The organism is Agrobacterium tumefaciens (genome assembly GCF_013337285.1).
In the GTDB taxonomy this organism is placed as follows: Bacteria; Pseudomonadota; Alphaproteobacteria; order Rhizobiales; family Rhizobiaceae; genus Agrobacterium; species Agrobacterium burrii.
In genome coordinates this window covers 133575-158219 of the sequence record NZ_SUPW01000003.1, presented here as the reverse complement: position 1 = coordinate 158219, position 24645 = coordinate 133575, and the positions used below count along the sequence as shown (strand labels likewise).

The 24645-nt window shown below is 59.3% G+C and carries 26 protein-coding genes and 1 tRNA gene; 17 read left to right on the top strand and 10 right to left on the bottom strand.

The features are described 5' to 3' along the window. Positions 1 to 22: 22 nt before the first annotated feature. The gene (locus tag FCH38_RS10850) at positions 23 to 538 is read right to left on the bottom strand and encodes a disulfide bond formation protein B (RefSeq protein ID WP_046799774.1); all 516 of its coding nucleotides are present in this window, start codon (positions 536 to 538) and stop codon (positions 23 to 25) included. A 266-nt stretch (positions 539 to 804) separates the two neighbouring features. After that, positions 805 to 889: transfer RNA gene (locus tag FCH38_RS10845), tRNA-Leu, on the bottom strand. Between the two features lie 296 nt (positions 890 to 1185). Here FCH38_RS10845 and uppQ point away from each other — a divergent pair. Beyond that, positions 1186 to 1818 (top strand): polysaccharide biosynthesis GNAT family N-acetyltransferase UppQ, encoded by a 633-nt coding sequence (gene uppQ, locus FCH38_RS10840; protein ID WP_174373765.1) that lies wholly within the window; start codon positions 1186 to 1188, stop codon positions 1816 to 1818. A 53-nt stretch (positions 1819 to 1871) separates the two neighbouring features. On the opposite strand, the gene FCH38_RS10835 is transcribed toward uppQ, so the two are convergent. The 5 genes from FCH38_RS10835 to secA form a co-directional block, all read right to left on the bottom strand. Next, positions 1872 to 3143, bottom strand: coding sequence for a GNAT family N-acetyltransferase (locus FCH38_RS10835; protein ID WP_174373764.1), 1272 nt, complete (start codon positions 3141 to 3143; stop codon positions 1872 to 1874). Between the two features lie 8 nt (positions 3144 to 3151). Continuing rightward, positions 3152 to 4567: a Wzx-type polysaccharide biosynthesis protein UppV gene (gene uppV, locus FCH38_RS10830; protein ID WP_174373763.1), complete on the bottom strand. Its 1416-nt coding sequence runs from the start codon at positions 4565 to 4567 to the stop codon at positions 3152 to 3154. A gap of 57 nt (positions 4568 to 4624) precedes the next feature. Next, a complete protein-coding gene (locus FCH38_RS10825) occupies positions 4625 to 5827 on the bottom strand; it encodes an acyltransferase family protein (RefSeq protein WP_174373762.1) in 1203 nt (400 codons plus the stop codon). A gap of 81 nt (positions 5828 to 5908) precedes the next feature. Further along, on the bottom strand, positions 5909 to 6802 hold the full coding sequence (locus FCH38_RS10820; protein WP_174373761.1) for a DMT family transporter: 894 nt from the start codon (positions 6800 to 6802) through the stop codon (positions 5909 to 5911). 232 nt (positions 6803 to 7034) lie between these two features. Next, positions 7035 to 9743 carry a preprotein translocase subunit SecA gene (gene secA, locus FCH38_RS10815; RefSeq protein ID WP_174373760.1) on the bottom strand — a complete coding sequence of 903 codons (2709 nt, stop codon included), beginning with the start codon at positions 9741 to 9743 and terminating at the stop codon, positions 7035 to 7037. 243 nt (positions 9744 to 9986) lie between these two features. Between secA and FCH38_RS10810 the strand changes: the two genes are divergently transcribed. From FCH38_RS10810 to FCH38_RS10785, 6 genes are all read left to right on the top strand, one after another. Beyond that, a complete protein-coding gene (locus FCH38_RS10810; protein WP_149899374.1) occupies positions 9987 to 10853 on the top strand; it encodes a peptidylprolyl isomerase in 867 nt (288 codons plus the stop codon). A gap of 92 nt (positions 10854 to 10945) precedes the next feature. Then, positions 10946 to 12187: a bifunctional glutamate N-acetyltransferase/amino-acid acetyltransferase ArgJ gene (gene argJ, locus FCH38_RS10805; RefSeq protein WP_174373759.1), complete on the top strand. Its 1242-nt coding sequence runs from the start codon at positions 10946 to 10948 to the stop codon at positions 12185 to 12187. An 18-nt stretch (positions 12188 to 12205) separates the two neighbouring features. Next, a complete protein-coding gene (locus FCH38_RS10800; protein ID WP_174373758.1) occupies positions 12206 to 12982 on the top strand; it encodes a GNAT family N-acetyltransferase in 777 nt (258 codons plus the stop codon). Next, positions 12979 to 13392: an 8-oxo-dGTP diphosphatase MutT gene (gene mutT, locus FCH38_RS10795; protein ID WP_149899371.1), complete on the top strand. Its 414-nt coding sequence runs from the start codon at positions 12979 to 12981 to the stop codon at positions 13390 to 13392. The genes FCH38_RS10800 and mutT overlap by 4 nt, the downstream gene beginning before the upstream one ends. A gap of 151 nt (positions 13393 to 13543) precedes the next feature. Then, complete coding sequence (locus FCH38_RS10790) at positions 13544 to 13858, top strand: hypothetical protein (RefSeq protein WP_142841425.1); 315 nt, start codon at positions 13544 to 13546, stop codon at positions 13856 to 13858. A 95-nt stretch (positions 13859 to 13953) separates the two neighbouring features. Then, positions 13954 to 14145 carry a Flp family type IVb pilin gene (locus FCH38_RS10785; protein ID WP_174373757.1) on the top strand — a complete coding sequence of 64 codons (192 nt, stop codon included), beginning with the start codon at positions 13954 to 13956 and terminating at the stop codon, positions 14143 to 14145. An 18-nt stretch (positions 14146 to 14163) separates the two neighbouring features. Here FCH38_RS10785 and FCH38_RS10780 read toward each other — a convergent pair whose 3' ends face one another. Beyond that, entirely contained in the window at positions 14164 to 15045 is an 882-nt protein-coding gene (locus FCH38_RS10780) for a methyltransferase domain-containing protein (RefSeq protein ID WP_153514536.1), read from the bottom strand. A 142-nt stretch (positions 15046 to 15187) separates the two neighbouring features. Between FCH38_RS10780 and FCH38_RS10775 the strand changes: the two genes are divergently transcribed. From FCH38_RS10775 to FCH38_RS10755, 5 genes are read left to right on the top strand one after another with little or no spacing between them, the layout of a single operon-like run. Further along, positions 15188 to 15979: a ComF family protein gene (locus FCH38_RS10775; protein ID WP_174373756.1), complete on the top strand. Its 792-nt coding sequence runs from the start codon at positions 15188 to 15190 to the stop codon at positions 15977 to 15979. Between the two features lie 59 nt (positions 15980 to 16038). Further along, positions 16039 to 16293, top strand: coding sequence for a glutaredoxin 3 (grxC, locus tag FCH38_RS10770; protein ID WP_174374011.1), 255 nt, complete (start codon positions 16039 to 16041; stop codon positions 16291 to 16293). Between the two features lie 24 nt (positions 16294 to 16317). Further along, positions 16318 to 17178 (top strand): carbon-nitrogen hydrolase family protein, encoded by an 861-nt coding sequence (locus FCH38_RS10765; protein WP_174373755.1) that lies wholly within the window; start codon positions 16318 to 16320, stop codon positions 17176 to 17178. Then, positions 17175 to 17603 (top strand): DUF1178 family protein, encoded by a 429-nt coding sequence (locus FCH38_RS10760; RefSeq protein ID WP_174373754.1) that lies wholly within the window; start codon positions 17175 to 17177, stop codon positions 17601 to 17603. The genes FCH38_RS10765 and FCH38_RS10760 overlap by 4 nt, the downstream gene beginning before the upstream one ends. An 8-nt stretch (positions 17604 to 17611) precedes the next feature. After that, positions 17612 to 18181: a DUF3291 domain-containing protein gene (locus FCH38_RS10755; protein WP_174373753.1), complete on the top strand. Its 570-nt coding sequence runs from the start codon at positions 17612 to 17614 to the stop codon at positions 18179 to 18181. An 8-nt stretch (positions 18182 to 18189) separates the two neighbouring features. Here FCH38_RS10755 and ubiG read toward each other — a convergent pair whose 3' ends face one another. Beyond that, positions 18190 to 18936, bottom strand: a complete 747-nt coding sequence (gene ubiG / locus FCH38_RS10750) for a bifunctional 2-polyprenyl-6-hydroxyphenol methylase/3-demethylubiquinol 3-O-methyltransferase UbiG (RefSeq protein ID WP_142841419.1) — start codon at positions 18934 to 18936, stop codon at positions 18190 to 18192. Between the two features lie 257 nt (positions 18937 to 19193). On the opposite strand from ubiG, the gene FCH38_RS10745 reads away from it, so the two are divergent. Beyond that, positions 19194 to 20018 carry an SH3 domain-containing protein gene (locus FCH38_RS10745; protein ID WP_174373752.1) on the top strand — a complete coding sequence of 275 codons (825 nt, stop codon included), beginning with the start codon at positions 19194 to 19196 and terminating at the stop codon, positions 20016 to 20018. A gap of 69 nt (positions 20019 to 20087) precedes the next feature. On the opposite strand, the gene FCH38_RS10740 is transcribed toward FCH38_RS10745, so the two are convergent. After that, on the bottom strand, positions 20088 to 20348 hold the full coding sequence (locus FCH38_RS10740) for a DUF2934 domain-containing protein (RefSeq protein ID WP_153514546.1): 261 nt from the start codon (positions 20346 to 20348) through the stop codon (positions 20088 to 20090). Positions 20349 to 20630: 282 nt separating this feature from the next. Here FCH38_RS10740 and FCH38_RS10735 point away from each other — a divergent pair, with 282 nt between their 5' ends. The 4 genes from FCH38_RS10735 (at position 20631) to cysW (ending at position 24645) form a co-directional block, all read left to right on the top strand. Then, positions 20631 to 21701, top strand: coding sequence for an enoyl-CoA hydratase/isomerase family protein (locus FCH38_RS10735; protein ID WP_174373751.1), 1071 nt, complete (start codon positions 20631 to 20633; stop codon positions 21699 to 21701). A 169-nt stretch (positions 21702 to 21870) separates the two neighbouring features. Next, entirely contained in the window at positions 21871 to 22857 is a 987-nt protein-coding gene (gene cysP / locus FCH38_RS10730) for a thiosulfate ABC transporter substrate-binding protein CysP (RefSeq protein ID WP_149899362.1), read from the top strand. A 76-nt stretch (positions 22858 to 22933) separates the two neighbouring features. Beyond that, entirely contained in the window at positions 22934 to 23755 is an 822-nt protein-coding gene (gene cysT / locus FCH38_RS10725; RefSeq protein ID WP_174373750.1) for a sulfate ABC transporter permease subunit CysT, read from the top strand. Positions 23756 to 23757: 2 nt separating this feature from the next. Next, the gene (gene cysW / locus FCH38_RS10720) at positions 23758 to 24645 is read left to right on the top strand and encodes a sulfate ABC transporter permease subunit CysW (RefSeq protein WP_174373749.1); all 888 of its coding nucleotides are present in this window, start codon (positions 23758 to 23760) and stop codon (positions 24643 to 24645) included.

Genomic DNA, 24645 nt, shown 5'->3' with positions numbered 1-24645 from the left:
AGGACTGCACGCGGTTTTCCGCTTACCGGCTTTTACGGCTCGCGCCAAAAAAGGCGATGGCCGCAAGCGCAATGCTTGCGATGACGTTCCAGCCCGCGAAAGAAAGACCGAGCACCCGAAGTGCGGCGTCATTGCAGGAAGGCGCCTTGATGGCGTTCAGGTTGCCCAAAAGATCGCCGGCATTGGTGGTGATGGACGGCGCGCCGGTGGCGCAGGTGATCGGGCCTTCCCAGAAACCCCACTCCACACCGGCATGATAAACACCAAGCCCGGCGCCGATCAGCATCGCCACGCCGATCAAGGCAAGAAGCAGCCGCGTGATCTGAACCGGCAGTTTGAAGACGCTGGTCGCAACGGCCAATATGCCCAGCGGAATGGCGTAATAATAGGGGTCGCGCTGCAGCAGGCACAAGGCGCACGGTGTATAACCGCCAATATGCTGGAAACCGAGGGCGGAGCCGACGGTGAAGATCATTCCCGCCGTGACGCCGAGAGCGGCGAGCGTGCGGCTGTTGTCGGCGGTGGTCGCATTGGCCATGATGTTTTCCTCAAACTTCGCGAAGAAGCAGATATCCCGGACGGGCTTTCAAAAAGGCGGGCGTGATGGCGAAATTAAGTCGCCGATCAACGGTGTGTTACGGGATTCGTCTAATTCAGTCCGAAGCGTCTGGCAAATGAAAGCCTGGTAATAAACCCGGGGCGGACAAGCAAAGTTTCGTGAGGATGCGGGCCGCCATGCCATGGTCGAAGGGATATCGGGAAATCCCGGATAAAAATGAATAAAATCAATGCCGATTTTGGAAATGGTACCCCAAGCCGGGATCGAACCAGCACTCCTTGCGGAACCGCATTTTGAGTGCGGCGCGTCTACCAATTCCGCCATTGGGGCAACGGTGGTAATGCCACGGCGTCTATCACGGCCAAGGCCATGCGTGCAACCCCAAAGCTGATTTATCCTTCTTATTTACGCGTGTTTGTGGCGGCTATTTCCTGCCTGTTCCGGCCCGGTAGTGAAGGAAGGGAGGGGTTCGTGGGTCCCGTATCGATACACCTGCGGTTGCAGCATTAACGTAATATTAGATACCTCTAACAAATTAGAATATACGCAATTACTAATTGAATTATGATGCCAGCGTGGAATTTCCACGCGGGGCGGGAATAGCCAGAACTCATAGGGAGGAAATTATGAGGGCGCTTTCTCGCAATTTATTACTGTCTGCCTGCCTTATCTTGCCCGTCAACGCACATGCGCTGGATATCGGGATCGGCGGCGAAAACGGGGTGAATGCCAGTGTCGGCGGCAATGGCAGCGGTGGGCTTGGTGTCGATGCTTCCGTTGGCGGCAGCAATGGTGTCAATGCCAGTGCCGACGTTGGCGGTAGAAGCGGCGGCGGTTTGGGCGCGGATGTCAATGCGTCTGTCGGCGGTAGCAACGGGGTCAATGCGGATGTCAACGCATCCGTCGGCGGTTCCAGCGGCGTCAGCGCCGGTGTAGACGCTTCGGTTGGCGGCTCCAACGGCATCAATGCCAATGTCGGGGCCAATGTCGGCGGATCGAGTGGTCTTGGCCTTGGGGTTGGTGTCGGCATTGGCGGTTCGGGTTCCACGGGAAATCCTGGAAGCCCGGGAAATCCGTCCAATCCCGGCAACCCGGGCACGATGTCACCTGGCGCGATGCGCAACGCCGTTCAGGCCTATAATGACATGTCGCGAACCGAGCAGATCAGGCTCGCCCGCCGTTGCGCCGATATTCTGGGCGGCGGATATGATGCCGCGCTGACGCAATTGTGCAAGATGATCAGGACGGCGTCACGCTGACGCAGGTCTTGCCACGACAGCAATCCGAAGGACGCCCTCGGCGTCCTTCGCGATTAATTGCCCTTGCGTCCGAAGGAGAGGATTTTCTGGCGCAGGCTGCGGGCGAGGTTGCGGGTGTTGCGGTACATATCCACCTGCGTGGAAACCTGCCGCACGTCCCGGTCGCTGTTATGTGTCAGCCCGACAACCAATGTGCCCATTTCCTGCCGTTCCTGCCAGAAACGGCTCATGATCGGATGATCGGGCACCGCACAGCTGTCGCTGCGTAGAATATTAGCATCGTCCAGATGCCAGTCGGTCAGTTTCTGCACCAGCAATTTGCCGGGCGAAAACTGCGCATAGTTCTCGTCAAAGGCTGTCTTCCACGTATAGGCCTCGCCGGCCGTCAAGAAAACGATCATGGATGCGATCGCCGCGCCGTTGAGATCGATGGTGTGGATACGCACGGCATCCGCTTCCGCCAGATTGGTGATCGCCTCGCGGGCAAAGGCGGCACGGTAACGGTCGTTCACCAGCGCGGTGCGCTTGCGGCCTTTCCAGCCGCTTGCCTCCAGCGCCAGGAATTCCTCCATACGGTAACGTATGTCCTTCGGCTGCCGGGTCACGGTGTAGGCGATGGCCCCAAGTTTTTCGAGCTGACGCCATTGGCGGCGCATTTCCCGCTGATGGTGCGGCGCAAGCGAATTGCGCAGATAGGCCTCGCCATCCAGGAGGCTTTCCAGCATCGGCCGCTGGTAATTGCCCGTCGTCGTCACCGGCAGGTTGCGGCTGAGCGCGATCGCCCTGAACATGCGGGCGAAAGGTCCTTCAAGCCGCACATCCGGCAGCACGAGCACATTCGGCAGCCGCATTTCCCGGTCGGAAAGCGCGTCGAAAAGATTGTCGAGTGTTTCCGCAGCCCCCTCGGTATCGACCAGCGGCGTGCCGAGCGGACCAAACGGATTGGCCCAGACGCGCAGAATGGAAGGCCCGATGGAAAAGCCCGGCTTTTCAACGGTAAAGGGCATCAGGAAGCGCATGCGGCTTCTGGCGCCGTTTTCGTCGCGAATGAGGGCAAAGCGCACGGACTTGTCGTCGATACGCGGCATGGCTGGTGCAAGAAGCCGACCGGTGAAGAAGACATTCGCCTCCATGACACGGTTGGACAGGAAGTCGAGTTCTTCCTGCATGTCGTAACCGAGCTGGCCCGGATAGATACAGAATTCGCGGCCGTCGCGTCCCACGCGCCGGCTGCTGTCCGCCACGGGACGGTCACGCTCCGCCGACGCCATCAGCGCCGCGATGCGCGGATCCTGAAAATCGGGATTCTTTGGGTCGCTGGACATGCTTATCGTTACACCGCCTTCCCAGTGTCTTGACCCGCCCGGGGATCGTTGAAGGCAAAAAGGACGATCCCGAGTGTGCGGCGAATGGCTACATGCAGTAACACAGCTTCTATGCACATGGCTATTGCAACCGCTGCCGCAGCCCCTGCCAGACCATAGACCGGAATGAGCAACATGTTGAGTGCAATATTGCAACCGAAGATGATAATATAAAGAGCAACGCACAATTTTTGTTTGCCGGCCATGTTCAGCAGCGTTTCCCCCGGACCGATCAGTGCTTTGGCGAGAAAACCGGCAAAGAGGAAGAACATCAGCTGATAACCCTGAACGAAACCGGGGCCGAACAGAGAGAGCAGGAATGGGCCGGCCAGAAGCACGACGCAACCGACGGCAAGCGACGGCCAGAAGGCCCAGCGCGCCGCCTGGCTGGCGAAACCGGCCAGCTCTTGCCGGTCATTGGCGGAAATCAGGGCGGCCAGACGCGGGGCTGCGGCCGCCTGCACGGAGAAAAATACGAATTGCATCAACACGATGGTTTTCGCCGCCGCAAAATAAATGCCGACCTGATCCGGTGGCAGATAGAGACCGACGATCACCACATCCGAATTGGTCATCAGGAAGCCGATACCGTCAATCAGGAACACGGGAAAGGCAAACCGCATCCAGTGGCTGAAATGGATCCGCCGGGCGACGCTGCGGAAATTCCGGTTAAGCCGTCGGTTGAGGAAAGCGAAATGGAACAGCGTGGTGACATAGGTGGCGAGAAGCGCGGTGAGCATGGCCGTTGTCGCGGTTTTTTCCGCGCCAAGCCCGATCGCCACCAGCATGAAAAGCAATATCAGTACCGGGCGAACGATATAGGTGGGGCTGAGGGCTGATATTGCCCAGCCATTGGCGCGCGCAGTGCCGTTCAGCACATCACCAAGCGCCACCATCGGCAGGGTGAAAAGCGCCAGTGCAACGGGAATGAGGTAATAGGCGGCGATACGCTCACCGAAGAAATACAGGAAAACAAAGCCGCAAAGCGCCAGCGTGCTGGCGGACAGCATGGCAAAGATGCGTGCCGTCGATGTCAGCCCCATGATCTTGTCATGGGCGTCCTCAAGACGGTAGCCGGGTAAAAAGCGGATGACAGTGGTGTGGAAACCGAGGCAGGACAGATTGCCGAACAGGATCACCAGAACCCAGACAAAGGCGAAGAGGCCGTATTCGAATTCGCCCATCAGGCGCGCCAGGATGATCTGGGAGATGAAGGCGATGCCGGCGCTGACGATGCGCACCGCAAAGGCAACCAACGCCATGCGCTGGGCGCGGGAGACATCATCCCTTGCGCAAACGAGGACGGCGATTTTCGCTCCCAGCGGCGAGAGCTTCGCGCGCAGGCCTGCGGGTAAGGCTTTTTCCGCCGTGTTGAGGATAGCCATGATCCACACGCCATCATTTCCAGTTAAATAGGCAGCTGGATTGTAACCGCCTTATCCTTAACGAAGGGTTTGGGAGGCGGCGGCGCCTGTCCCGATGTCGTTTGCCGCCCGCGGCTTGCGGGTGCCGTTGAGAAGAAAAAGTGCAAGCGGACTGCGGCGTATCATCTGGTGCAGCAGATAGGCCGTAAAGGTTGTCGCCGCGACGATGATCGTGAATTCGAGGATGGGCGGCAGCGAGATCAGAATGAAAAGCGTGCCAAAAGCGTAAATCAGCGGGTGATGAAACAGGTAGATGGTGAAGGAGGCATCCGTCATCCGTCCGGCAATCCGGCTTGGCCTGTCGAAATAGCGGCAGGCGAGGTCGATCAGCAGGCGGCTTGCCGCCACCGCCGCAATCGCCGAAACCAGCACGAGCATGGCCGAACTGGAAAAGGGATTTTGCAGCCGTAGCGTCACGGCGGTTGCGATGGTGCCGAAGGCGATAATGCCGGTGATAGACCCCGTCTGGCGAAAACGGTGAAAGAGAACCCGGTCGCGGTTCAACAGCGCCCCGATGAGAAAGAACGGTAGATAGCGCGCATAAGGATCGGAGGCCCGTTCGTAGAGGATAAACAGGCCATTTCCGGTTTTGCCCGCAAGCAGGCCCGAGCCGTAGACCATAAGCTCCCACAAAACGGGAAAGGCGCAGAGCGCGACAAAAAACAGGGCCGGATAACGTGCCCGCGCCCTGCCGAACCAGTCTCTGGCATAGGCCAGTGGCGGGCGTTCCGCGAGGAACAGCAGGCCGGCAAGCAGGACGGAATAGGCAATGAGGGCGGGCAGGAACCACAGATGCATGATCCATTGTTCACTCGGGCGCAATAGACCCGGCAGGCTCTGCATCAGCCGGTCGGCGGGGATATCGCCCTTGGCGACGCCGGCCAGTTGCAGCAGGAAAAGTTGCAGAGGCCCGAGCAGGAGCAAGGCCACGATGAAGGGCAGGCCAAGGCGCAGAAAACGCTGCCTCAACCAAGGCATCTTGCCCTTCTTGCCGACGACCATGGCTGAAAAATAACCGGCCACCAGAAAAAACGCCGGCATGCGGAACGTGACGAGCGCCGCGCCAAGTGCTGTCAGGACCGGGCTGGTCTCAAAATCCTTGATATCCCAGGGCAGGGCGTGGCTGTAGAGCAGGGAGGCGTGATAGGGAATGCCGAGCAGCATGAGGAGAGCCCGCAAGGGATCCCAATAATGCTCATAATCTGACTTGCCCGGTTGCATTTTTCCCTCGCGTCGCAAACGCGATCACGCTTGATCAGCGATAGCCGCCACGACTATTAGTGGAAAACGCTAATAAACCCTTCATGCGCCGGATGGCGTGGGCGGCGCTTTTTTCTTGGGCAGAAGATCGAGCACGAGTGCGCAGCCCAAAATGATGATGCCCGCGCCCAAAAGCTGGGGAAGTGACAGGGGTTCGTCCAGCACCAGAGCGCCGATAAGAACCGCCACGACAGTGACGGCAAATTCAACGCTGATCGTCTTCGTTGCACCGATGGTGGAGACGAGCCGGAAATAGGTGATGTAAGTGAGGCCGCTCATGACCACCGCCTGTATCAGCAGGTAACCGTAGTCGATGAGAGCCGGCGTTCCGGGCAATGGCACGGCCAGAAGAAGCGGCAGGGTCATCAGGCCGCCCGCCAGAAAGGAGCCGATGGTGATTTCCCAGGAGCCAACGCCTTTGAGGTGGTGGCTGGCATAGTTGCTGCCATAGGCGGCGCAGATACAGGCGGCGACAGCGGCGGCGCAGCCGATGATGAAACCGGTCGTGACGGGAACGGCGGGAAAACCGACGAGCAGGACGATGCCGGCAAAGCCGATGACGAGGCCGGCAACACCCTGCCGCGTCAGCCGCTCAAGCCCCCATATCTGCGAGATGAGCATGGAAAAAAGCGGAATTGTCGCCACCAGAATGGCGGCCATGGCGGTGCCGACCAGCGGTGTTGCGTAGGAAAGGCCGATCAGCTGCCCGGCAACCGTTGTCGCTCCAACGACGGTGAAAGTACGCCAGCTGGCGGAAAATGCCAGCTGGCGGCGCGCGGCCCGCGCGATGAGAAAGAGGGTGACGGCGGTGACAAGCGAGCGAAGCGTGACGGCACCAATCCAGCCGAAGGCCGCGACGACATGCAGAAGCAGCAGGAAAGACATTCCCCATGCGAGCGCGAGAAAAATATAGGCGGCGAGATCGCGAGGGGCCATGAAAACATTTCCAGTAAACGTGCGTAGCGGTCTTACGTCCGGAAAATGCGCAAAAACAAAGATTGCGAGCGCGTCCGACGCTTCCGGATGCGCTCATGAAAGCGCTTTCAGGAAGATGATCAGCTCCCATATTGGAAATCGCTGATATCCGTCAACAGCAATGAACGGGCGCAAAGAAAATCGCCCGCAACACGGGGTTACGGGCGATTGCTATCAAAAATGGGCCTCAGGTTTACGCCTGTTCGTAAACGCCGTGGCAGTGCTTGTATTTTTTGCCCGAGCCGCAGGGGCACATTTCATTGCGCCCGATACGGCCCCAGCTGGAGGGATTGTTCGGATCGCGCTCTTCGGCCGGCACCAAAGCGACGGGCGCGCTATACGACATCTCGTCTTCGCCGGTGACGGGGTCGAGATGATGGGCGGTCATTTCCGGCAGTTCCGGCTGCTGCGGTTCCTGCTGCACCAGTTCCACGCGCATCAGCTGGGCGGTGACGCCTTCGCGCAGATTGGTAAGCAGCGACTGGAACAGTTCGAAGGCTTCCGCCTTGTATTCCTGCAACGGATCACGCTGGGCGTAACCGCGGAAACCGACGACGGAGCGAAGGTGATCGAGGTTGACGATATGTTCGCGCCACAGATGGTCGATTGTCTGGAGAATGACCGAACGTTCCACATAGGTCATGATCTCAGGACCGAAACGTTCCGCACGCTCGGCAGCGTATTTGTCGGCGGCCTCGGTAACGCGCTGAAGAATGTCGTCCTCGGCGATGCCTTCTTCCTTGGCCCATTCCTCCACCGGCAGGTCGAGGTTCAGGAACTGGGCGATACCAGCCTTCAGGCCGGCAATATCCCACTGTTCGGCATAGGCATTTTCCGGAACATGCTTGGTGACGAGCGCTTCGATGACTTCGTTGCGCATGTCAGCTGCGGTTTCGCCGATATTGTCGGCCTCCATCAGCTCGAGGCGCTGCTCGAAGATCACCTTGCGCTGGTCGTTCAGCACGTCGTCATATTTCAGAAGGTTCTTGCGGGTCTCGAAGTTGCGGGCTTCGACCTTCTTCTGGGCACGTTCCAGCGCCTTGTTGATCCACGGATGGACGATTGCCTCGCCTTCCTTCAGGCCGAGCTTCTGCAGCATCGAGTCCATGCGCTCGGAGCCGAAGATGCGCATCAGGTCGTCCTGGAGCGACAGATAGAATTTCGAGCGTCCGGGGTCGCCCTGACGGCCGGAACGGCCACGCAACTGGTTGTCGATACGGCGGCTTTCGTGGCGCTCGGTCGCGATGACGTAGAGACCGCCGGCGGCGAGCGCCTTTTCCTTCAGCACCTTGATTTCGGCGCGGATTGCCTCTTCCTTCGCATCAAGCTCCGGACCGGGCTCCATGCCTTCCAGCTCGCGCTCGAGGCGCATGTCGACGTTGCCGCCGAGCTGGATGTCGGTGCCGCGACCGGCCATGTTGGTGGCGATGGTGACGGCGCCGGGAACGCCGGCCTGGGAAACGATATAGGCTTCCTGCTCGTGGTAACGGGCGTTCAGAACCTGGAAATCGGTAAAGCCGGACTGGCGCAGCATATGGGCCAGAAGCTCCGACTTTTCGATCGATGTCGTGCCCACCAGAACGGGCTGGCCACGCTCATGTGCCGCCTTGATTTCGGTGATGATGGCCAGGAACTTCTCCTCGCCGGTACGATAGACTTCGTCGTCCTCGTCGATACGCTGGATCGGCAGGTTGGTCGGCACTTCGATGACGTCGAGGCCATAGATGTTGCCGAACTCTTCCGCTTCCGTCGATGCCGTACCGGTCATGCCGGCGAGCTTGGAGTACATACGGAAATAGTTCTGGAAGGTGACGGAAGACAGCGTCTGGTTTTCCGGCTGGATCTGCACCTTTTCCTTGGCTTCCAGCGCCTGGTGCTGGCCTTCGGAATAACGGCGGCCCGGCATCATGCGCCCGGTGAATTCGTCGATGATGACGATTTCGTCGTTACGGACGATGTAGTCCTTGTCGCGGGTGAAAAGCTTGTGGGCCTTCAGCGCATTGTTGATGTGGTGAACGATGGCGACGTTTTCGATGTCGTAAAGCGATTCGCCCTTCAGGAGACCCGCCTCCCGCAGCAGGTTTTCCAGCTTCTCGGTGCCGTCTTCGGAGAAGTTGGCCGAACGCTGCTTTTCATCGATCTCGTAATCTTCCGGCGACAGAAGCGGAATGAAGGCGTCGATGGTGTTGTAGAGATCGGAGCGGTCGTCCAGCGGGCCGGAAATGATCAGCGGTGTGCGCGCCTCATCGACGAGGATCGAATCGACTTCGTCGACGATCGCGTAATTGTGGCTGCGCTGCACCATCTGGGCGCGGTCGTATTTCATGTTGTCGCGCAGATAATCGAAGCCAAGCTCGTTATTCGTCGCGTAGGTGATGTCGCAGGCATAGGCCTCGCGGCGCTGGTCGTCATCCAGCCCGTGCACGATGACGCCGGTCGTCAGCCCGAGGAAGCCATAAAGCCTGCTCATCGTGGCGGCGTCGCGCTTGGCGAGATAGTCGTTGACGGTAACGACATGCACGCCCTTGCCGGCCAGCGCGTTGAGGTAGACCGCAAGGGTCGCCACCAGCGTCTTGCCTTCACCGGTCTTCATTTCGGCGATGGCGCCGCCATGAAGGATCATGGCGCCGGTCAGCTGCACGTCGAAGGGGCGCATGTGCAGAACGCGGCGTGACGCCTCACGGGCGACGGCGAAAGCCGGGATCAGGAGATCGTCCAGCGATTTGCCATCGGCAAGCTGCTGGCGGAACTCCGCCGTCTTTGCCGCCAGCGCTTCGTTGGACAAAGCCTTGGTGGCCTCTTCCAGCGCATTGATGGCTGCGATCTTGCTTTTATAGGAGCGGACGCGGCGTTCATTTGCCGAACCGAACAACTTGCGGGCTATTCCGCCGAGACTGACCATCTTACTGGCCCTTTCTGAAATTCCGTTTTCACGGGCGCTTTTCTCCGTCATGCCGATTTCAGCAACAAATGACGGACTTCGCCCTTCAACGTATCTGGACGCGAGGTTGCGTGACAGATAAGAGGGGGGGCAAATGATGTCAACGGTTCTGCCCGTTACAGAATGGCCACAATCCGGTGTTTGGAAGTTTTTTCAGAGCCGGAAACCATGTCTGGAGCCGGCATTGTCCCCGAAAGGTTCAAAATGTTGCGCTATAATAAAATTGCGGCTGCGGTGATTGTGGCCACGCTCGGCCTCCAGCTTCCGGCTTTTGCACAGGAAGACAAGGTTGTCGCCAAGGTCGGCGATCTGGAAATCCACCAGTCCGAACTCGATCTGGCCATGGGCAACCTCGATCCGCAGCTCGCGCAGCTTCCCGACGAGCAGAAGAAGGTCGCAGCCCTTTCCGGCGCGATCGACGTCAAGCTTCTCGTGAAGAATGCCAGCGCCGAGGGTCTCGAAAAGACCGAAGATTTCAAGAAGCGCATGGAATTCATCCAGGACCGTGAGCTGCACAACGCCTATTTCCGCAAGCATGTGGTTGATGCCGTCACCGCTGATGAAGTGAAGGCACGCTACGACAAGGAAGTCGCAGCCCTGCCGCAGGAAGAAGAAATCAAGGCTGCCCACATCCTCGTCGCCAGCGAAGATGAAGCCAAGGACATCATCAAGCAGCTTGATTCGGGCAAGGATTTCGCCGCACTCGCCAAGGAAAAGTCGACCGATTCCAACAAGGATGACGGCGGCGATCTCGGCTGGTTCGGTAAGGGCCGCATGGTGCCGGAATTCGAAGAAGCCGCTTTTGGTCTCGAAAAGGGCGCTTACACCAAGACCCCGGTGAAGACGCAGTTCGGTTTCCACGTCATCAAGCTGGAAGACAAGCGCATCGCCCCGCCGCCGGCTTTCGAGCAGGTGGAGCCGCAGGTTCGTCAGCTTGTCATGCGTGACAAGTACGTTGCCCTCATCGAGAAGGCCAAGGCTGACCAGAAGATCGAAATCATGGATGAGACGCTGAAGAAGGGCTACGACGAAGCCACGAAGGAACAGCAGGCTCAGCCGCCGCAGCAGTAATAATCACCTTGTTACGGGGCGGCTTTGAGGCCGCCCCGTTTCATCTCAGGCACTTCCATACCTCCCATTTCCAGAATTTCAGGCGCTTTTCCATGTCCGTTGCCGTTTCCCCGCTCGCTCCGAAATCCTATCCCGACATGCCAGCCCTGCGCGGCGTTCGCATGGCGACGGCCGCCGCCGGCATCAAGTACAAGAACCGCACCGACGTTCTCCTGATGGTGTTTGACAAGCCGGCAAGCGTGGCCGGCGTTTTCACCAAATCAAAATGCCCTTCCGCTCCGGTTGATTTCTGCCGCGCCAATCTCGGCGGCGGCGCAGCACGTGCGGTGGTGGTCAATTCCGGCAATGCCAATGCCTTTACCGGCATCAAGGGCAAGGCGGCGACCGAGCTGACGGCGAAATCCGCCGCCGCTGCCGTCGGCTGCTCTGAGGGCGAAGTATTTCTGGCATCGACCGGCGTAATCGGCGAGCCACTGGACGCCTCGAAGTTTGCCGGCGTTCTCGGCGACATGAATGTCAGGGCGGAAGCCGATTTCTGGCAGGAAGCCGCCAAGGCGATCATGACGACCGACACCTATCCGAAGGTCTCGACCCGTACAGCCGAGATCGGCGGCGTGGTCGTCACGATCAACGGTATTTCCAAGGGGGCGGGCATGATTGCCCCCGATATGGCGACGATGCTCTCTTTTGTGGTGACGGATGCCGATATTGAGCCTGCCGCCCTGCAATCCCTGCTTTCGGCCGGTGTCGGCCCGACCTTCAATTCCGTGACTGTCGATAGCGACACATCCACCTCCGATACGCTGATGCTGTTTGCCACGGGTGCGGCGGCCGAAGATGGTCAGGTGAAGGTAACGAGCGCCGATGACGAGCGCCTGTCCTCCTTCCGTGCCGCGCTCAACGATCTCCTGAAGGATCTGGCGTTGCAGGTGGTTCGCGATGGCGAAGGTGCCCGCAAGATGGTGGAAGTCACCGTCACCGGCGCGGAAAACGATGCCGCCGCCAAGAAGATCGCCCTTTCCATCGCCAATTCGCCGCTGGTGAAGACGGCGGTTGCCGGTGAAGACGCCAATTGGGGCCGCGTCGTCATGGCCGTCGGCAAGTCAGGCGAAATGGCCGACCGCGACCGTCTCGCTATCTGGTTCGGCGGCGTGCGCGTGGCCGTCAACGGCGAGCGCGACCCGGATTATTCGGAAGCGGAGACCACGGCCGTCATGCGGCTGGAAGATATTCCGGTGAAGGTGGATATCGGTCTCGGCCAGGGTACGGCCACGGTCTGGACCTGCGACCTGACCAAGGAATATGTTGCGATCAACGGCGACTACCGGAGCTGACCGTTGGAGCCGAAGAGAATGCAGGACAACAAAGCCGTCAATCTGCCACTGGTTCGCCGTCTGGAAGCCGTCAGCTTCCGCGCATGGCCGGCCTCGTCGGTGATTTATGACGGCAGCTGGCAAATCCGTCTGACGGGGTCGCATCCCTCCAAGCGCATCAACTGCGTGGTGCCGCTTGACCCGTCCGACTATGGCAACAGCGCAGTGCGGCTGGAAAAGGCACGCAAGCGTTTCGAGGATTTCGGCCGACCGCTGGTGGTGCGCGAAACGACGCTGATGCCGCCGCAACTGAAAGACTTTCTCGTCAAGGACGGCTGGTCCGTGTTTGAGGAAGTCAAGGTGATGACGGCCGATCTTTCCGGCATGGAGCTTCCGGAGACGCTCGTCAGCCTGCCGAGCCACGATATCGGTCGTTTTGTGGAAGCCAGTCTCAAGGTCAGCGATGGCGATGCGTCCCTGCGTCCGGCGATTGCCGAGATCGTCAGTTCCATCAAGCCGACACTCGGCCTGTTCATCAACGAGGAAGTTGAAGGCCAACCGCTTGCGACTGTTATTTGCGTGCAGGATAACGATCTTGCCGGCATTATCTCCCTCGATGTTGACAAGTCGCGACGACAAAAGGGTCTCGGCACGCAGATTTTAGCCTCGGCGTTGCGCTGGGCGAGGATCAGCGGCGCGAAAAGCGCATGGTTGCAGGTGGTTTCGACCAATTCTGCCGCGATTGCGCTCTACGAAAAATTCGGTTTTACCGAAGCTTATCGTTATCGCTATTGGCACAAGGGTGCTGAAGAATGAGTGAGGCGGGCAAAAAAATCCTGCTGGTCGCTGCCTGCGCGCTTCTCGATCAGGATGGCCGCATTCTTCTGGCGCAGCGGCCGGAAGGCAAATCGCTCGCCGGCCTGTGGGAATTTCCCGGTGGCAAGGTCGAGCACGGCGAGACGCCGGAGGAAACCCTTGTCCGCGAGTTGGACGAGGAACTGGGTATCAAGACCAAGGTCGCCTGCCTCGCACCGCTGACCTTCGCCAGCCATACCTATGAGACGTTTCACCTGCTGATGCCGCTCTATGTGTGCCGTCGTTATGAAGGCATCCCGCATGGCCGGGAGGGTCAGGCGATAAAATGGGTAAAGCCGATGGCCCTGCGTGACTACCCCATGCCGCCGGCCGACGAGCCGCTGATCCCTTTCCTGCAGGATCTGCTTTAAGACGCCGCCTTACACCGTCACAGCTTCGTGAAAACCTTCCATTCGCTGCGTTTTGCCGTGCCAAAACGGGGCTATGTTAAGAGATCGTTCAGCACCCTCTGGCAGATTGTTAATCTAAAGAAGCGGTAAACTGCGCGAGACGAGGTTGGTCATGAACGAGGATTTCTGGAAGACGGTGGAAGGTCGTCACTCTTATTCCGATAAATCCCGTCGCACCGGCGTTCTTAATGTCGCGCTGCTTTTCGGCACGGCCGTTATCGCTCTCTCCCTGATCATCACCCCCATGCTTGCCGGAAAATCATCCACCCGTGTGGCACAGTTTCCCGACAATTATGACATGATCAGCACCGGCTCGATCAAGAAGACCGATACGGGCAAGACCTATTCCATTCGCCGCAGCATAACCCAGCCGATGCCGGAAATGCCCTGTGTCGTGACCGGTTATAACAACGATAGCGGTTGCTGATCGTTTACCATCATCGGTAACCGATTCCTCACACTGGTCGTCTTAAGATATATTCGATTTCAATAAAGCATATTGCCGGCCTGCGGATAGACCGGATGGTGGATGGGGAATATCCTGTGCTGCGTTCTTTTATCAATTTCTGCAAGGACGACGACGCTGCCACCGCAGTTGAATACGGCCTGATCGTTGGGGTGATTTCCGCCGCGCTCATCGCTGGCGCCGGCACCATCGGCAGCAATATCAATTCGGTTTTTCAGTTTCTCGCCGATACTTTCGCAAACAGTTGAAAGTGCTGGGGCGGGCGCTCAGGACAATTTCACCTCGGTGGTTTTCAGCGCATCCGCAAGGCGCATTTTGGCGGAGCCGGGCTTCAGCGGTTTCTGCTGGCTCTCATGCGGCGCCCAGCCTGAAACATAGATGATGGAAAATGTCGCCCTTATCCGTCCATCCGGGTCTGAATAACGTTCGGCATAAAGCTCCGCCGCGCGCAGGAAGAACGCGCGGTTGAGCGGTTTTCTGCTGCGGCTTGCCAGCGGATTGGCCATGCCCATGGCGCGCAGGTCGCGCATCAGCGGAAAAATCGAATCGTACCGCACCGTATAGGTTTCCGAATCGGTGACCGGAAGGGCAAAACCGGCGCGCTGCAAAAGCGCCCCGACATCACGCACATCGGCGAAGGGAATGACGCGCGGGCTGGCGCCGCCGGTCAGTTCCGCCTCCGCCGTCAGCAACACGTCGCGCAGTTCATGCAGTGTGCCGCTGCCGGGAATGGCGCCGAGAAACAGGCCGTCCGGCTTCAATGCCCGCCGGATCTGGATCAGCGCGCCGGGCGTATCATTGGTGAGATGCAGTGCAAGCGGCGAAACGACGAGATTGGCGGACGCCTCCTCAAGCGGCAGATGTTCCATTGAGGCTGCCTGCGGAATATTCCCATCCGTGGCAAAACAGCTCTCGGTCTCGATACGGCGGATTGCCTCCACCTTGCCCGTCTCGGCCAGGCGCTGCGCGGTGATGCCGGTTCCGCCATGCAGTTCGATCGCGGTCTCGAATTGGCGCTCGACAATGGCGAGCCTGTCGGCGAGTTCTTCAGCTGCCATATCGAGAAGAAACAGGGCCTTGTCGTCGCGCCGGTTCCATGCCCGGCGACGGTTTTGTTCGATCAGGGCTTGGTCAAAGAGAATATCCATCGTCTTGCCTGCTCGGCCAATAGCGCCTTGGGGTCGGCGGGCCGCTTCTTTGCTGTCATGCCGTCAGGGGCATCGTTTTCCGGTGTCTGGCCGGACCATATCGCTCTCGCAAAGGCACCCGTTCGGCGCTAAAGTCAACCTTATGGGTGCTGGTGAAGATCTGTTTTCGGAGTTGCTGTCGAAGTCTGCCAGCGTGCCGGCCGCCGCCCGTGGCCTGTTGCGCGCGGCCTTCCGCATGGTCCACCCACCAACCTGCGCCGGCTGCAATCGCATGACCGGCGGCGAGGGGGCGTTGTGCCCCGATTGCTGGCGGGAGGTTGCCTTCATCGAACGGCCTTTCTGCGAGGTTTTGGGTGTCCCCTTTTCGCGCGATCATGGCGAAGGCGTTGTGAGTGCGCGGGCCATTGCCGATCCGCCATCCTTTGATCGCCTGCGCGCCGTTGCCAGCCATGAGGGCACTGCCCGTAAGCTGGTGCACCGGCTGAAATATCAGGACCGTACTGATCTCGCCCGGTTGATGGCGATATGGATGCTGCGGGCAAGCGACGGAACGGTGGATGCCTGCGATTGCATTGTGCCCGTGCCCTTACATCGCTACCGTTTCCTGCGCCGTCGCTTCAATCAGTCCGCTGAGCTGGCGCGGCATCTGGCGAGGGCGGCCGGCAAACCTCTGCTCGCCGGCACGCTGTTGCGTGTGAAGCCGACCGAGCGTCAGGTGGGGCTCTCCGCACTCGCCCGACGGGATAATGTGCGCGGCGCTTTTTCGCTTGCGCCCGGCCGGGAAGCCGATGTTCATGGCAAGCGCGTGGTGCTGGTGGATGACGTCTATACGACCGGCGCGACGGTGGGTGCGGCAAGCCGTGCCCTGCGCAAGGCAGGTGCCGCGGATGTGACAGTTTTGACCTTTGCAATGGCCATTTCCGGGCCTATATGAAGCCTGAATGATGTGAGGAAACCGTGCGTTCATCGCACGTTTGCGAGGCTTTGAAAGACATGGCACCGGTGACGATTTATACGCGGGATTTTTGTGGTTATTGCGCGCGCGCCAAGGCGCTGCTGGACAGCAAGGGCGTTGATTATGCGGAATATAACGCTACCACGACACCGGAATACCGGCAGGAAATGATCGAGAAATCCGGCGGAACGACCTTTCCGCAAATCTTCATCAATGGCGAGCTTGTTGGCGGTTGCGACGATCTGCACGCCTTGGAGCGTGCCGGCAAACTGGACGCGATGCTGGCTGTCTGATCGGCCCGATCGACGGAGGATGTGATGAGTTTCAAGGTTGCTGCCATCCAGATGCGCTCCGGCGTTGATCCAGCGAAAAACGCCGCCGATATGGAACGGCTGGTGCGCGCCACTGCGGCGGAAGGCGCTGTTTATGTCCAGACCCCGGAAATGACGGGTGCGATCCAGAAGGACAGACAGGCGCTTCGTGCCCAGCTGCGCGATGACGATGGCGATATCATCGTTGCCACCGCCGCAAGGCTGGCGCGCGAACTCGGTATCCATGTCCATATTGGCTCCACGGCGATTGCCAGGCCGGATGGCAAGATTGCCAATCGCGGATTTCTCTTCGCGCCGGATGGTTCGCGCATCTGCAGCTACGACAAGATCCACATGTTCGATGTCGATCTCGATAATGGCGAAAGCTGGCGTGAAAGCGCTGCCTATGAGCCCGGCGAAGTGGCGCGTATCGCCGAACTTCCCCTGGCGAAATTTGGCTTTTCTATCTGCTATGACGTCCGTTTCCCGCAGCTTTTCCGCGCAGAAGCGCTGGCCGGCGCCGAAATTCTGACGGTGCCTGCCGCCTTCACCCGCCAGACGGGGGAAGCCCATTGGGAAATTCTGCTGCGCGCCCGCGCCATTGAAAACGGCGCTTTCGTCATCGCCGCCGCACAGGCCGGGGTGCATGAAGATGGGCGTGAAACTTTCGGCCATTCCATCATCATCGACCCCTGGGGCAAGGTTCTGGCCATTGCCGGCGGTGCGGGGGAAGAGATCATTTTCGCTGAGATCGACACGTCTCTTGTGGCGGCAGCGCGCGGAAAAATCCCCAATCTGCGCAATGCCCGCGAGTTCGGGCTGGATACGGTTATTCTCCTGAAACCTGCCGGAGGTGAGGCGGCGTGATCCGTTATGCGCTGGCCTGTGAGAAGGGCCATGAGTTTGAAGGCTGGTTTGCCGGTAGCGACGATTTCGACAATCAGTTGCAGCGCGGTTTCCTGTCCTGTCCGGTCTGCAATTCCGTGCAGGTCTCCAAACTTCTGATGGCGCCTTCGGTCTCCACCGCCCGTAAAAAAGACGAACGCCAGACGCTCGCCATGGACGCGGCGAAAAAAGAAGCGATTGCGAAAATCCGCGAGGCCGTCGCCAATATCCGCGCCAATGCGGAGGATGTCGGCGATAAATTCCCCGAAGAAGCCCGCAAAATCCATTATGGCGAGGCGGACGAGCGCGGCATTATCGGCAATGCCTCCGTGCAGGAAGCCAAGGCTTTGCTGGACGAGGGCATAGAAATCGCGCCGCTGCCGTCTTTACCTGACGACATAAACTGAGTTTGGCTATGCGGTTAGCAATCTATAATTTCGGAATACAGATTGCCGCTTATGATGATCCCGCCGTTGCCGGATTTGCCCGGCGCGAACCTTTGAATTTCATGGCCGCCGAACGCGCGGAAGGTTTCATCGGCCGGTCCGGTTACGAAGGCGAACCCGGACCCGCAAGCTGGGGCGTGCAGGTCTTCCCACGTTTCCTGAAGGAAAACGGCGCGACAAGCGGTGTTTCGTCCTTTTCGCTCTGGCGCGATCTCGAATCGCTGATGGCGTATTCCTACTCCGGTGTGCATGCGGAGGCCCTGAAGCACGGACGCAACTGGAATATTCCACAGAAATGGCCGCCGCTTGTTCTATGGTGGGTGGACGCGGCGGATAATCCTCTCTGGACAGATGCCGTCAGAAGGTTCGAGCATCTGCACGACCACGGCCCGTCGCCACAGGCGTTTAATTTCAAGCAGCCTTTCGCGGCGAACGGAACTCCGATTGAAATCGACCGGGCCGAGGTCCGGAAGATCGCCGCAAGAAATGCTGCCGGGCAAAAGGAACTGCTGTTGGCGGTGCAGGCTATTCCAGTCTGAATGCCGATTTATGCCGGCCGTTTCGCCAGCATCATGTAGTTGACGTCCATATCCGGCGAGAGATTCCAGCGATCCTGCAGCACGTTGTAGAAGACGCCGGTGCGGTGGATGATATCCATGCCGCTTGCCACCATCGGCCGCTCAAGCTCTTCCGGGCGAACCAGCTTCTCATATTGGTGGGTGCCGCGCGGCAGCCAGCGCAGCACGTTTTCGGCGGCGAAGATGGCGAGCGCCCGGGCTTTTAGCGTGCGGTTGATGGTGGCGGCGAACATCAGCCCGCCGGGGCGCACCATTTTCGCGCAGGTGGTGACGAAGAAATCGACATTCGCCACATGCTCCACAACCTCCATGTTGAGGATGACGTCGAAGGTTTCGCCCGCTTCCTGCAACTGTTCGGCGGTTACGGCGCGGTAGTCCACTGTGACACCGCTTTCACGCGCATGGGTGGAGGCGATGCCGATGTTCTTCTCCGAGGGATCGGCACCCACCACGGTGGCGCCCATGCGCGCTACGGGCTCGGAGAGAAGACCGCCGCCGCAGCCGATATCCAGCACGCGCAACCCTTCCAGCGGGCGATGCGCCTTCGGGTCGCGGCCGAAATTCTCGCAGACGCGGTTGCGGATATATTCCAGCCGCACCGGATTGAACTTGTGCAGCGGGCGGAACTTGCCCGTTGGGCTCCACCATTCGGCAGCCATCGCGGAGAAACGATCCACTTCGCTCTGGTCGACGGTCGTCTGTGCGGTTTCGCTCATGGTTCTGCTCCATATTGCTGTTGCACTGAAGTCGGATGATTGCCCCCCGAAGTCAAGACCGACGGGCCATTCCGCTGGCAATTTGTCGGGCGCGCAATGCCGCAGGTGGAACTGATACGGCGCCTCATTTGTTTCATGCTGCGTTCATGGAGAGACGCGTATTTTCCGATCGTGGCAGTATGCGGAACGCATACTCGTCCATCGAAGACGATGGATGCCGACAAGGGCAAAGCGGGCCTTTGCCTGAGGAGAAAGAAGTGAAGAGAAAACTGTTTGGCGCAATTGCGCTGGTGGCCATGCTCGCCGCGCCGGCACTTGCCGAAGCCGCGACACGCGGCTTTGCCACAGCGAACGTGAATATGCGCTCCGGCCCGAGCACGGCTTATCCGGCCGTCGTCGTGATCCCGAACGGCGCACCGCTCACGGTGCATGGCTGCCTCTCGGATACGCCGTGGTGCGACGTGTCCTTCGTTGCTGGTCGCGGCTGGGTTGCCGGGCGCTATATCGAAACGACCTACCGGCAGAACCGGGTCTATGTCGAGCCGCGTTATTACCGCGATCTCGGCGTGCCGATCATCACCTTCGAAGCCGGTCGTTATTGGGACCGTTATTACCGCGACCGCGATTTTTACCGCGAGCGTGATCGCTGGCGTCGCCCCTCCGGCGGTTACTGGAATGCCGCACCGCCGCCACCGCGCGCAGACTGGGACCGCCCACGTCCGCGCGACGATTGGCGTGATGGCCGCCGGGACGACTGGCGCGACGGCCGCCGCGATGAATCGCGTGATCCGCGCCAGGGCGGCGGACCGAATGACGGCCGCTGGGAGCGCCGTTATGGCGATTGGAACCAGGGTGATCGCAATCAGGGTGACAGAAATCAGGGCGACAGGCCGCGCCGTGAGGACAATCGCCCCCGCGTCGAAGATGATAACCGGGACCGCAACCGCGACCGTCAGCAAAATCAGGATGAAGGCCAGCGCCGCCCTGAACGCCGCCAGTGGGACGAGCAGCGCCGCGCGCCTGGCTCGGAGAACTTCCAGGGCGGTTGCAGGATCGGCGATCCGGGCTGCGACGCCCGCTAAACAGACAAAGCCCGGCGAGATTTCGTCGGGCTTTTTCATTTGCTGCTTCAGATGACTATGTGTGGGTCTTTATTTCGCAGCGGCAGCCTTGCGAGCGCGGGCTTTGGGTTTCGCCGGGGCTTCTGCATCCGGTGCGGCGGCATCAGCGGAGACGGCTTTGGGAGCTGCCTTCTTGCGCTGCGCGGGTTTCGTCGCTTCCGATGTCTTCAGAAGTGAAAATTCATGTTTTGCCTGTTCCCAATGTGCCGCATCGCGGCCGTGAGGGTGGCCTTCTTTTTCCCAGAGTGTATAGGCGCGTTTGCTGATCCACTCGTTTTCCGAAACCTGCATGCTCGTCTCCCGTTGCTGTTTACAGCGCCTTTGAGAAGGCGACATTTCGCTTGGTCCGGCACACGCTCGACAGGAATCAATGCCGGCATTTCCAGAACCCATTACATGCCATCATCTTCCGGGCGTCAAGCAAACATGCTGCATTGCGAAAGCGGATTTCAGGCATTTTACGCCTGGGAAAGCGGTTTAAGCGAAAGACGTTCCCATACGACAAGATCAACGTTGCGTGATTGCGCCAAGGCCGCCAAGATGGGCGGAGAACCGGCAGCGGAGGAGGCGAGATTGGAACTGGGAACCGAAGCGGAGGTACAGGTCATCGTCGAGAGACGGCAAGGAGCCGGCATCATCAGCCTTAACCGTCCGAAAGCCATCAACAGCCTGACGTTGCCGATGGTGCGCACCCTGTTCCAGGCGCTTCAGCGTTTCGAGGACGATCCCGGCATTTCCTGCGTCGTGCTGACGGGGGAGGGCGAAAAAGGGCTTTGCGCCGGCGGCGATGTCCGCATCATTCATGATCTCGGCAAGGCCGGTGACCCGCAGGTGCTTGATTTCTGGCGCGAGGAGTTTCCGCTCAACTATCGGATCGCCCGTTTTGGCAAACCCTATGTGGCGTTGATGGATGGCATCGTCATGGGTGGCGGCGTCGGCATTTCCGCGCATGGCAGCCACCGCATCGTCACCGAGCGCACAAGGCTCGCCATGCCGGAAACGGGTATCGGTTATTTCCCGGATGTTGGCGGTTCCTGGCTTTTGCCGAAGGCGCCGGGCGAGTGCGGCACGTGGCTGGGGCTGACCGGCAACGCCGTTACCGCTGCCGACGCGATCTATGCCGGGTTTGCCGATTATTTCGTCCCCTCGGACCGTCTCGAAGCTCTGGTGCAGGATCTGTCGCAAACGACGGATGTCGAAGGTTTGGAGGCAGCGATAGCGGCCTATGCCACTGATGAGGGTGAAGGCATACTGGCTGCAAACCGGGATATCATCGATGCGACATTCCGTTTCGATACGGTCGAGGAAATTTTCGCCGCCCTTTCCGCGCGGGACGATGCCTTTTCGCGAGAAACGCTTGAAGTTCTGCAAAAACGCTCTCCCACCAGCCTTAAACTGACACTGAAGCTTCTGCGGCTTGGCCGCGAAAGTGCAAGCCTGATCGAGTGCCTGGAGCGGGAGTTTGCCGCCGGCACCGAGATATTGCGCCAGCATGATTTTTACGAAGGCGTGCGTGCGGCCTTGGTCGACAAGGACCGTAATCCCCGCTGGCGTCCGGGGCGGCTGGAAGAAGTGCGCGAGGAGGATATTTCACGCTACCTTGTTGATCATTCCGGCAATCTGTTTCCCGAACATCGTCTCTAGCCTGACGCAAAAGAAATCCGCCTTGTCGCCATATATGAAATTATCGCCTGTAGAAATTTTGTTCTTTGGGTGAAATTTCCAATTCATGATCCCGTAAAGCACGACTGTTTCTCGCCGGAGTTGCCTCCGCCCTCTATGTTGAGGACCATTCGATTTTCCGGGGGTATTCATGAAACGTCTTCTCATTATCGGCACTGCCATTGCCGCCCTTTTTGCAGGCGCGGCGCAGGCGCAGTCTCCGACCACTATTCTCAACGCATCTTACGATGTCGCCCGTGAAGTTTTTGCGGCCGAGAACGAGGCGTTCATCAAACAGCATCCGGGCATCACTGTCGATCAGTCGCATGCCGGCACCTCCAAGCAGGCACGCGCCATCGTTGAGGGTCTGGAAGCCGATGTCGTTACCTTCAATCAGGTGACCGATGTCGATTTTCTGGTGAAGCAGGGTTTTGTCTCCGCCGACTGGCAGAAGGATTTCCCGAATGACGCTTCGCCGTTCTATTCCTTCCCGTCCTTCCTCGTGCGGGCCGGTAATCCCAAGGGCATCAAGGATTGGGACGACCTTGCCCGCGACGACGTGAAGGTCGTTTTCCCCAATCCGAAAACCTCGGGTAACGCCCGTTACACCTATCTCGCCGCCACGGCTTACGCCAAGGAGAAGTTCAACGGTGACGAGAAGAAGGTTCAGGAATTCGTCAAGAAAATCTTCGACAACACGCCGGTTTTCGACACCGGGGGCCGTGCTGCCACCACCACTTTCGTGGAGCGTGAAATCGGCGACGTGCTGATCACCTTCGAGGCCGAGACCCGTGGTATTGCCAAGCAATATGGCAAGGACAAGGTTGAGGGCGTCGTGCCTTCCGTCAGCCTGCTGGCCGAATTTCCGGTGGCGGTTGTGGACAAGGTGGTCGACAAGCGCGGTTCGCGTGAACTGGCCAAGAGCTACCTTGATTTCCTCTATACGGAAGAAGGCCAGCGCATTGCGGCGCAGTTCGGCCACCGCGTGCATGATGAAAAAGTCGTCGGCGAGTTCAAGAGCGATTTTCCGGCCATCCGTCTCGTAAACGTCAATGACGTCTTCGGCGGCTGGAATAAAATCCAGAAAGAGCATTTTGCATCCGGCGCGACGCTTGATACGCTTTACGGCAGCCGCTAATCACAGCGAAACAAAACTTGAAAACGACCCGGCGGGACACTGCCGGGTCGCTTCATGATGAAATGGGGGCGGGGGTTTGAAGCGGAATGTTCTGCCGGGGCTGAAATTGTCCCTTGGCGTTACCCTGACTTACGTTGCAATCATCGTGCTTCTGCCGCTCTCGGCGCTGGTGTTTAAGGCGGCAAGCCTTGGGCCGGCCGAATATTGGGCGATTATCTCCTCGCCGCGCGCCGTTGCCAGTTATCGCGTCACCGTGCTCTGCGCGCTGGCCGCCACGCTGTTCAATGTCATTTTCGGACTGGCGCTCGCCTGGGTGCTGACGCGATACCGCTTTCCCGGCTGGCGTCTCGTTGATGCCATTGTCGATTTGCCTTTTGCGCTTCCCACTGCCGTTGCCGGCATTGCCTTGACGACGCTGTTTGCGGGCAATGGCTGGTTCGGTTCGCTGCTGGCGCCGCTCGGCATCAAGGTGGCCTATACGCCTGTTGGAATCATGGTGGCGATGGCTTTCACCAGCCTGCCCTTCATCGTGCGCACCGTGCAACCGGTGCTGGAAGACCTCGATCCGGCGCTGGAGGAAGCGGCGCAATCGCTCGGCGGTTCGGATATGGAAATTTTCCGCAAGGTTATCCTGCCGCTCTTGACGCCCGCTCTTCTGGCCGGTCTGTCGCTTTCCTTCGCCCGCAGCCTTGGCGAATTCGGGGCGATCATCTTCATTGCCGGCAACCAGCCGTTCTCGACGGAAATCACGGCATTGCTGGTCTTCATCCGGCTGGAGGAATATGACTATCAGGCCGCCGCCGCCATCGCTTCCGTGCTGCTCATCACCGCTTTCATTATGCTGGCGGTGACCAATTACCTGCAGACGCGCGCGCTGCGTTATACGGTGAGGAGCTAGACATGCGCGCCTTTTCCCAACATCGCAAGCCGCCGCGCGTCGGAGATGCAAACTGGGTTCGCCGCAGCCTGATCGCCTTCGTGCTGGTCATCGGCGCTTTGCTGGTTGTCGCACCGCTGATCATCATCGGCGTAGAGGCATTTTCGCAGGGCTGGAAGGTCTATTCCGCCACCATCACCCACCCCGACACCCGCCACGCCATCATGCTCACGGTGCTGACGGCGCTGATAGCCGTGCCAGTGAATACCGCCTTCGGGGTTGCGGCCGCTTGGTCGATCACCAAGTTCGATTTTCCCGGCCGGCGCTTCCTGTTGGTGCTGATTGAAATACCATTTTCCATCTCGCCCATTGTTGCCGGTGTCGCTTATCTGTTCGTTTACGGATTGCAGGGGCTGTTCGGACCGTTCCTTGATGCGCACAACATCAAAATCCTCTTTGCACTGCCCGGCATCGTCATCGCCTCGATGTTCGTCACGGCACCTTTCGTGGCGCGTGAACTGATACCGCTGATGCAGGCGCAGGGCCGTGATCTGGAAGAGGCGGCGACCTCGCTTGGCGCATCCGGCTGGCGCACTTTCTTTTCGGTGACGCTGCCGAATATCAAATGGGCACTGCTTTATGGTGTTGTGCTTTGCAACGCCCGTGTAATGGGCGAGTTCGGCGCGGTATCCGTCGTGTCAGGCAATATTCGCGGCCAGACCAACACGCTGCCGCTGCATATCGAACTGCTCTATCACGATTACCAGACGGCGGGCGCCTTCGCCTCGGCCTCTATCCTTGCTTTGCTCGCCGTCGTCACCATCATCGCCAAGGTGGCGTTGGAACGGCGGGGTGCCGGGCGTGGGCGCAAAAAGACCAACGGCGATGCCGCCATCGCCACGGAGACCTGA

What these genes read in the sequence shown, in the direction of transcription:
- FCH38_RS10825 (WP_174373762.1), bottom strand. Translation starts at nt 5,827, where the DNA reads ATGCAACCGGGCAAGTCAGATTATGAGCATTATTGGGATCCCTTGCGG.
- uppQ (WP_174373765.1), top strand. Translation starts at nt 1,186, where the DNA reads ATGAGGGCGCTTTCTCGCAATTTATTACTGTCTGCCTGCCTTATCTTG.
- secA (WP_174373760.1), bottom strand. Translation starts at nt 9,743, where the DNA reads ATGGTCAGTCTCGGCGGAATAGCCCGCAAGTTGTTCGGTTCGGCAAAT.
- mutT (WP_149899371.1), top strand. Translation starts at nt 12,979, where the DNA reads ATGAGTGAGGCGGGCAAAAAAATCCTGCTGGTCGCTGCCTGCGCGCTT.
- FCH38_RS10775 (WP_174373756.1), top strand. Translation starts at nt 15,188, where the DNA reads ATGGGTGCTGGTGAAGATCTGTTTTCGGAGTTGCTGTCGAAGTCTGCC.
- argJ (WP_174373759.1), top strand. Translation starts at nt 10,946, where the DNA reads ATGTCCGTTGCCGTTTCCCCGCTCGCTCCGAAATCCTATCCCGACATG.
- FCH38_RS10810 (WP_149899374.1), top strand. Translation starts at nt 9,987, where the DNA reads ATGTTGCGCTATAATAAAATTGCGGCTGCGGTGATTGTGGCCACGCTC.
- cysW (WP_174373749.1), top strand. Translation starts at nt 23,758, where the DNA reads ATGCGCGCCTTTTCCCAACATCGCAAGCCGCCGCGCGTCGGAGATGCA.
- FCH38_RS10765 (WP_174373755.1), top strand. Translation starts at nt 16,318, where the DNA reads ATGAGTTTCAAGGTTGCTGCCATCCAGATGCGCTCCGGCGTTGATCCA.
- uppV (WP_174373763.1), bottom strand. Translation starts at nt 4,567, where the DNA reads ATGGCTATCCTCAACACGGCGGAAAAAGCCTTACCCGCAGGCCTGCGC.
- FCH38_RS10785 (WP_174373757.1), top strand. Translation starts at nt 13,954, where the DNA reads ATGGTGGATGGGGAATATCCTGTGCTGCGTTCTTTTATCAATTTCTGC.
- FCH38_RS10780 (WP_153514536.1), bottom strand. Translation starts at nt 15,045, where the DNA reads ATGGATATTCTCTTTGACCAAGCCCTGATCGAACAAAACCGTCGCCGG.
- FCH38_RS10790 (WP_142841425.1), top strand. Translation starts at nt 13,544, where the DNA reads ATGAACGAGGATTTCTGGAAGACGGTGGAAGGTCGTCACTCTTATTCC.
- FCH38_RS10755 (WP_174373753.1), top strand. Translation starts at nt 17,612, where the DNA reads ATGCGGTTAGCAATCTATAATTTCGGAATACAGATTGCCGCTTATGAT.
- FCH38_RS10835 (WP_174373764.1), bottom strand. Translation starts at nt 3,143, where the DNA reads ATGTCCAGCGACCCAAAGAATCCCGATTTTCAGGATCCGCGCATCGCG.
- FCH38_RS10800 (WP_174373758.1), top strand. Translation starts at nt 12,206, where the DNA reads ATGCAGGACAACAAAGCCGTCAATCTGCCACTGGTTCGCCGTCTGGAA.
- cysP (WP_149899362.1), top strand. Translation starts at nt 21,871, where the DNA reads ATGAAACGTCTTCTCATTATCGGCACTGCCATTGCCGCCCTTTTTGCA.
- FCH38_RS10850 (WP_046799774.1), bottom strand. Translation starts at nt 538, where the DNA reads ATGGCCAATGCGACCACCGCCGACAACAGCCGCACGCTCGCCGCTCTC.
- grxC (WP_174374011.1), top strand. Translation starts at nt 16,039, where the DNA reads ATGGCACCGGTGACGATTTATACGCGGGATTTTTGTGGTTATTGCGCG.
- FCH38_RS10820 (WP_174373761.1), bottom strand. Translation starts at nt 6,802, where the DNA reads ATGGCCCCTCGCGATCTCGCCGCCTATATTTTTCTCGCGCTCGCATGG.
- FCH38_RS10740 (WP_153514546.1), bottom strand. Translation starts at nt 20,348, where the DNA reads ATGCAGGTTTCGGAAAACGAGTGGATCAGCAAACGCGCCTATACACTC.
- ubiG (WP_142841419.1), bottom strand. Translation starts at nt 18,936, where the DNA reads ATGAGCGAAACCGCACAGACGACCGTCGACCAGAGCGAAGTGGATCGT.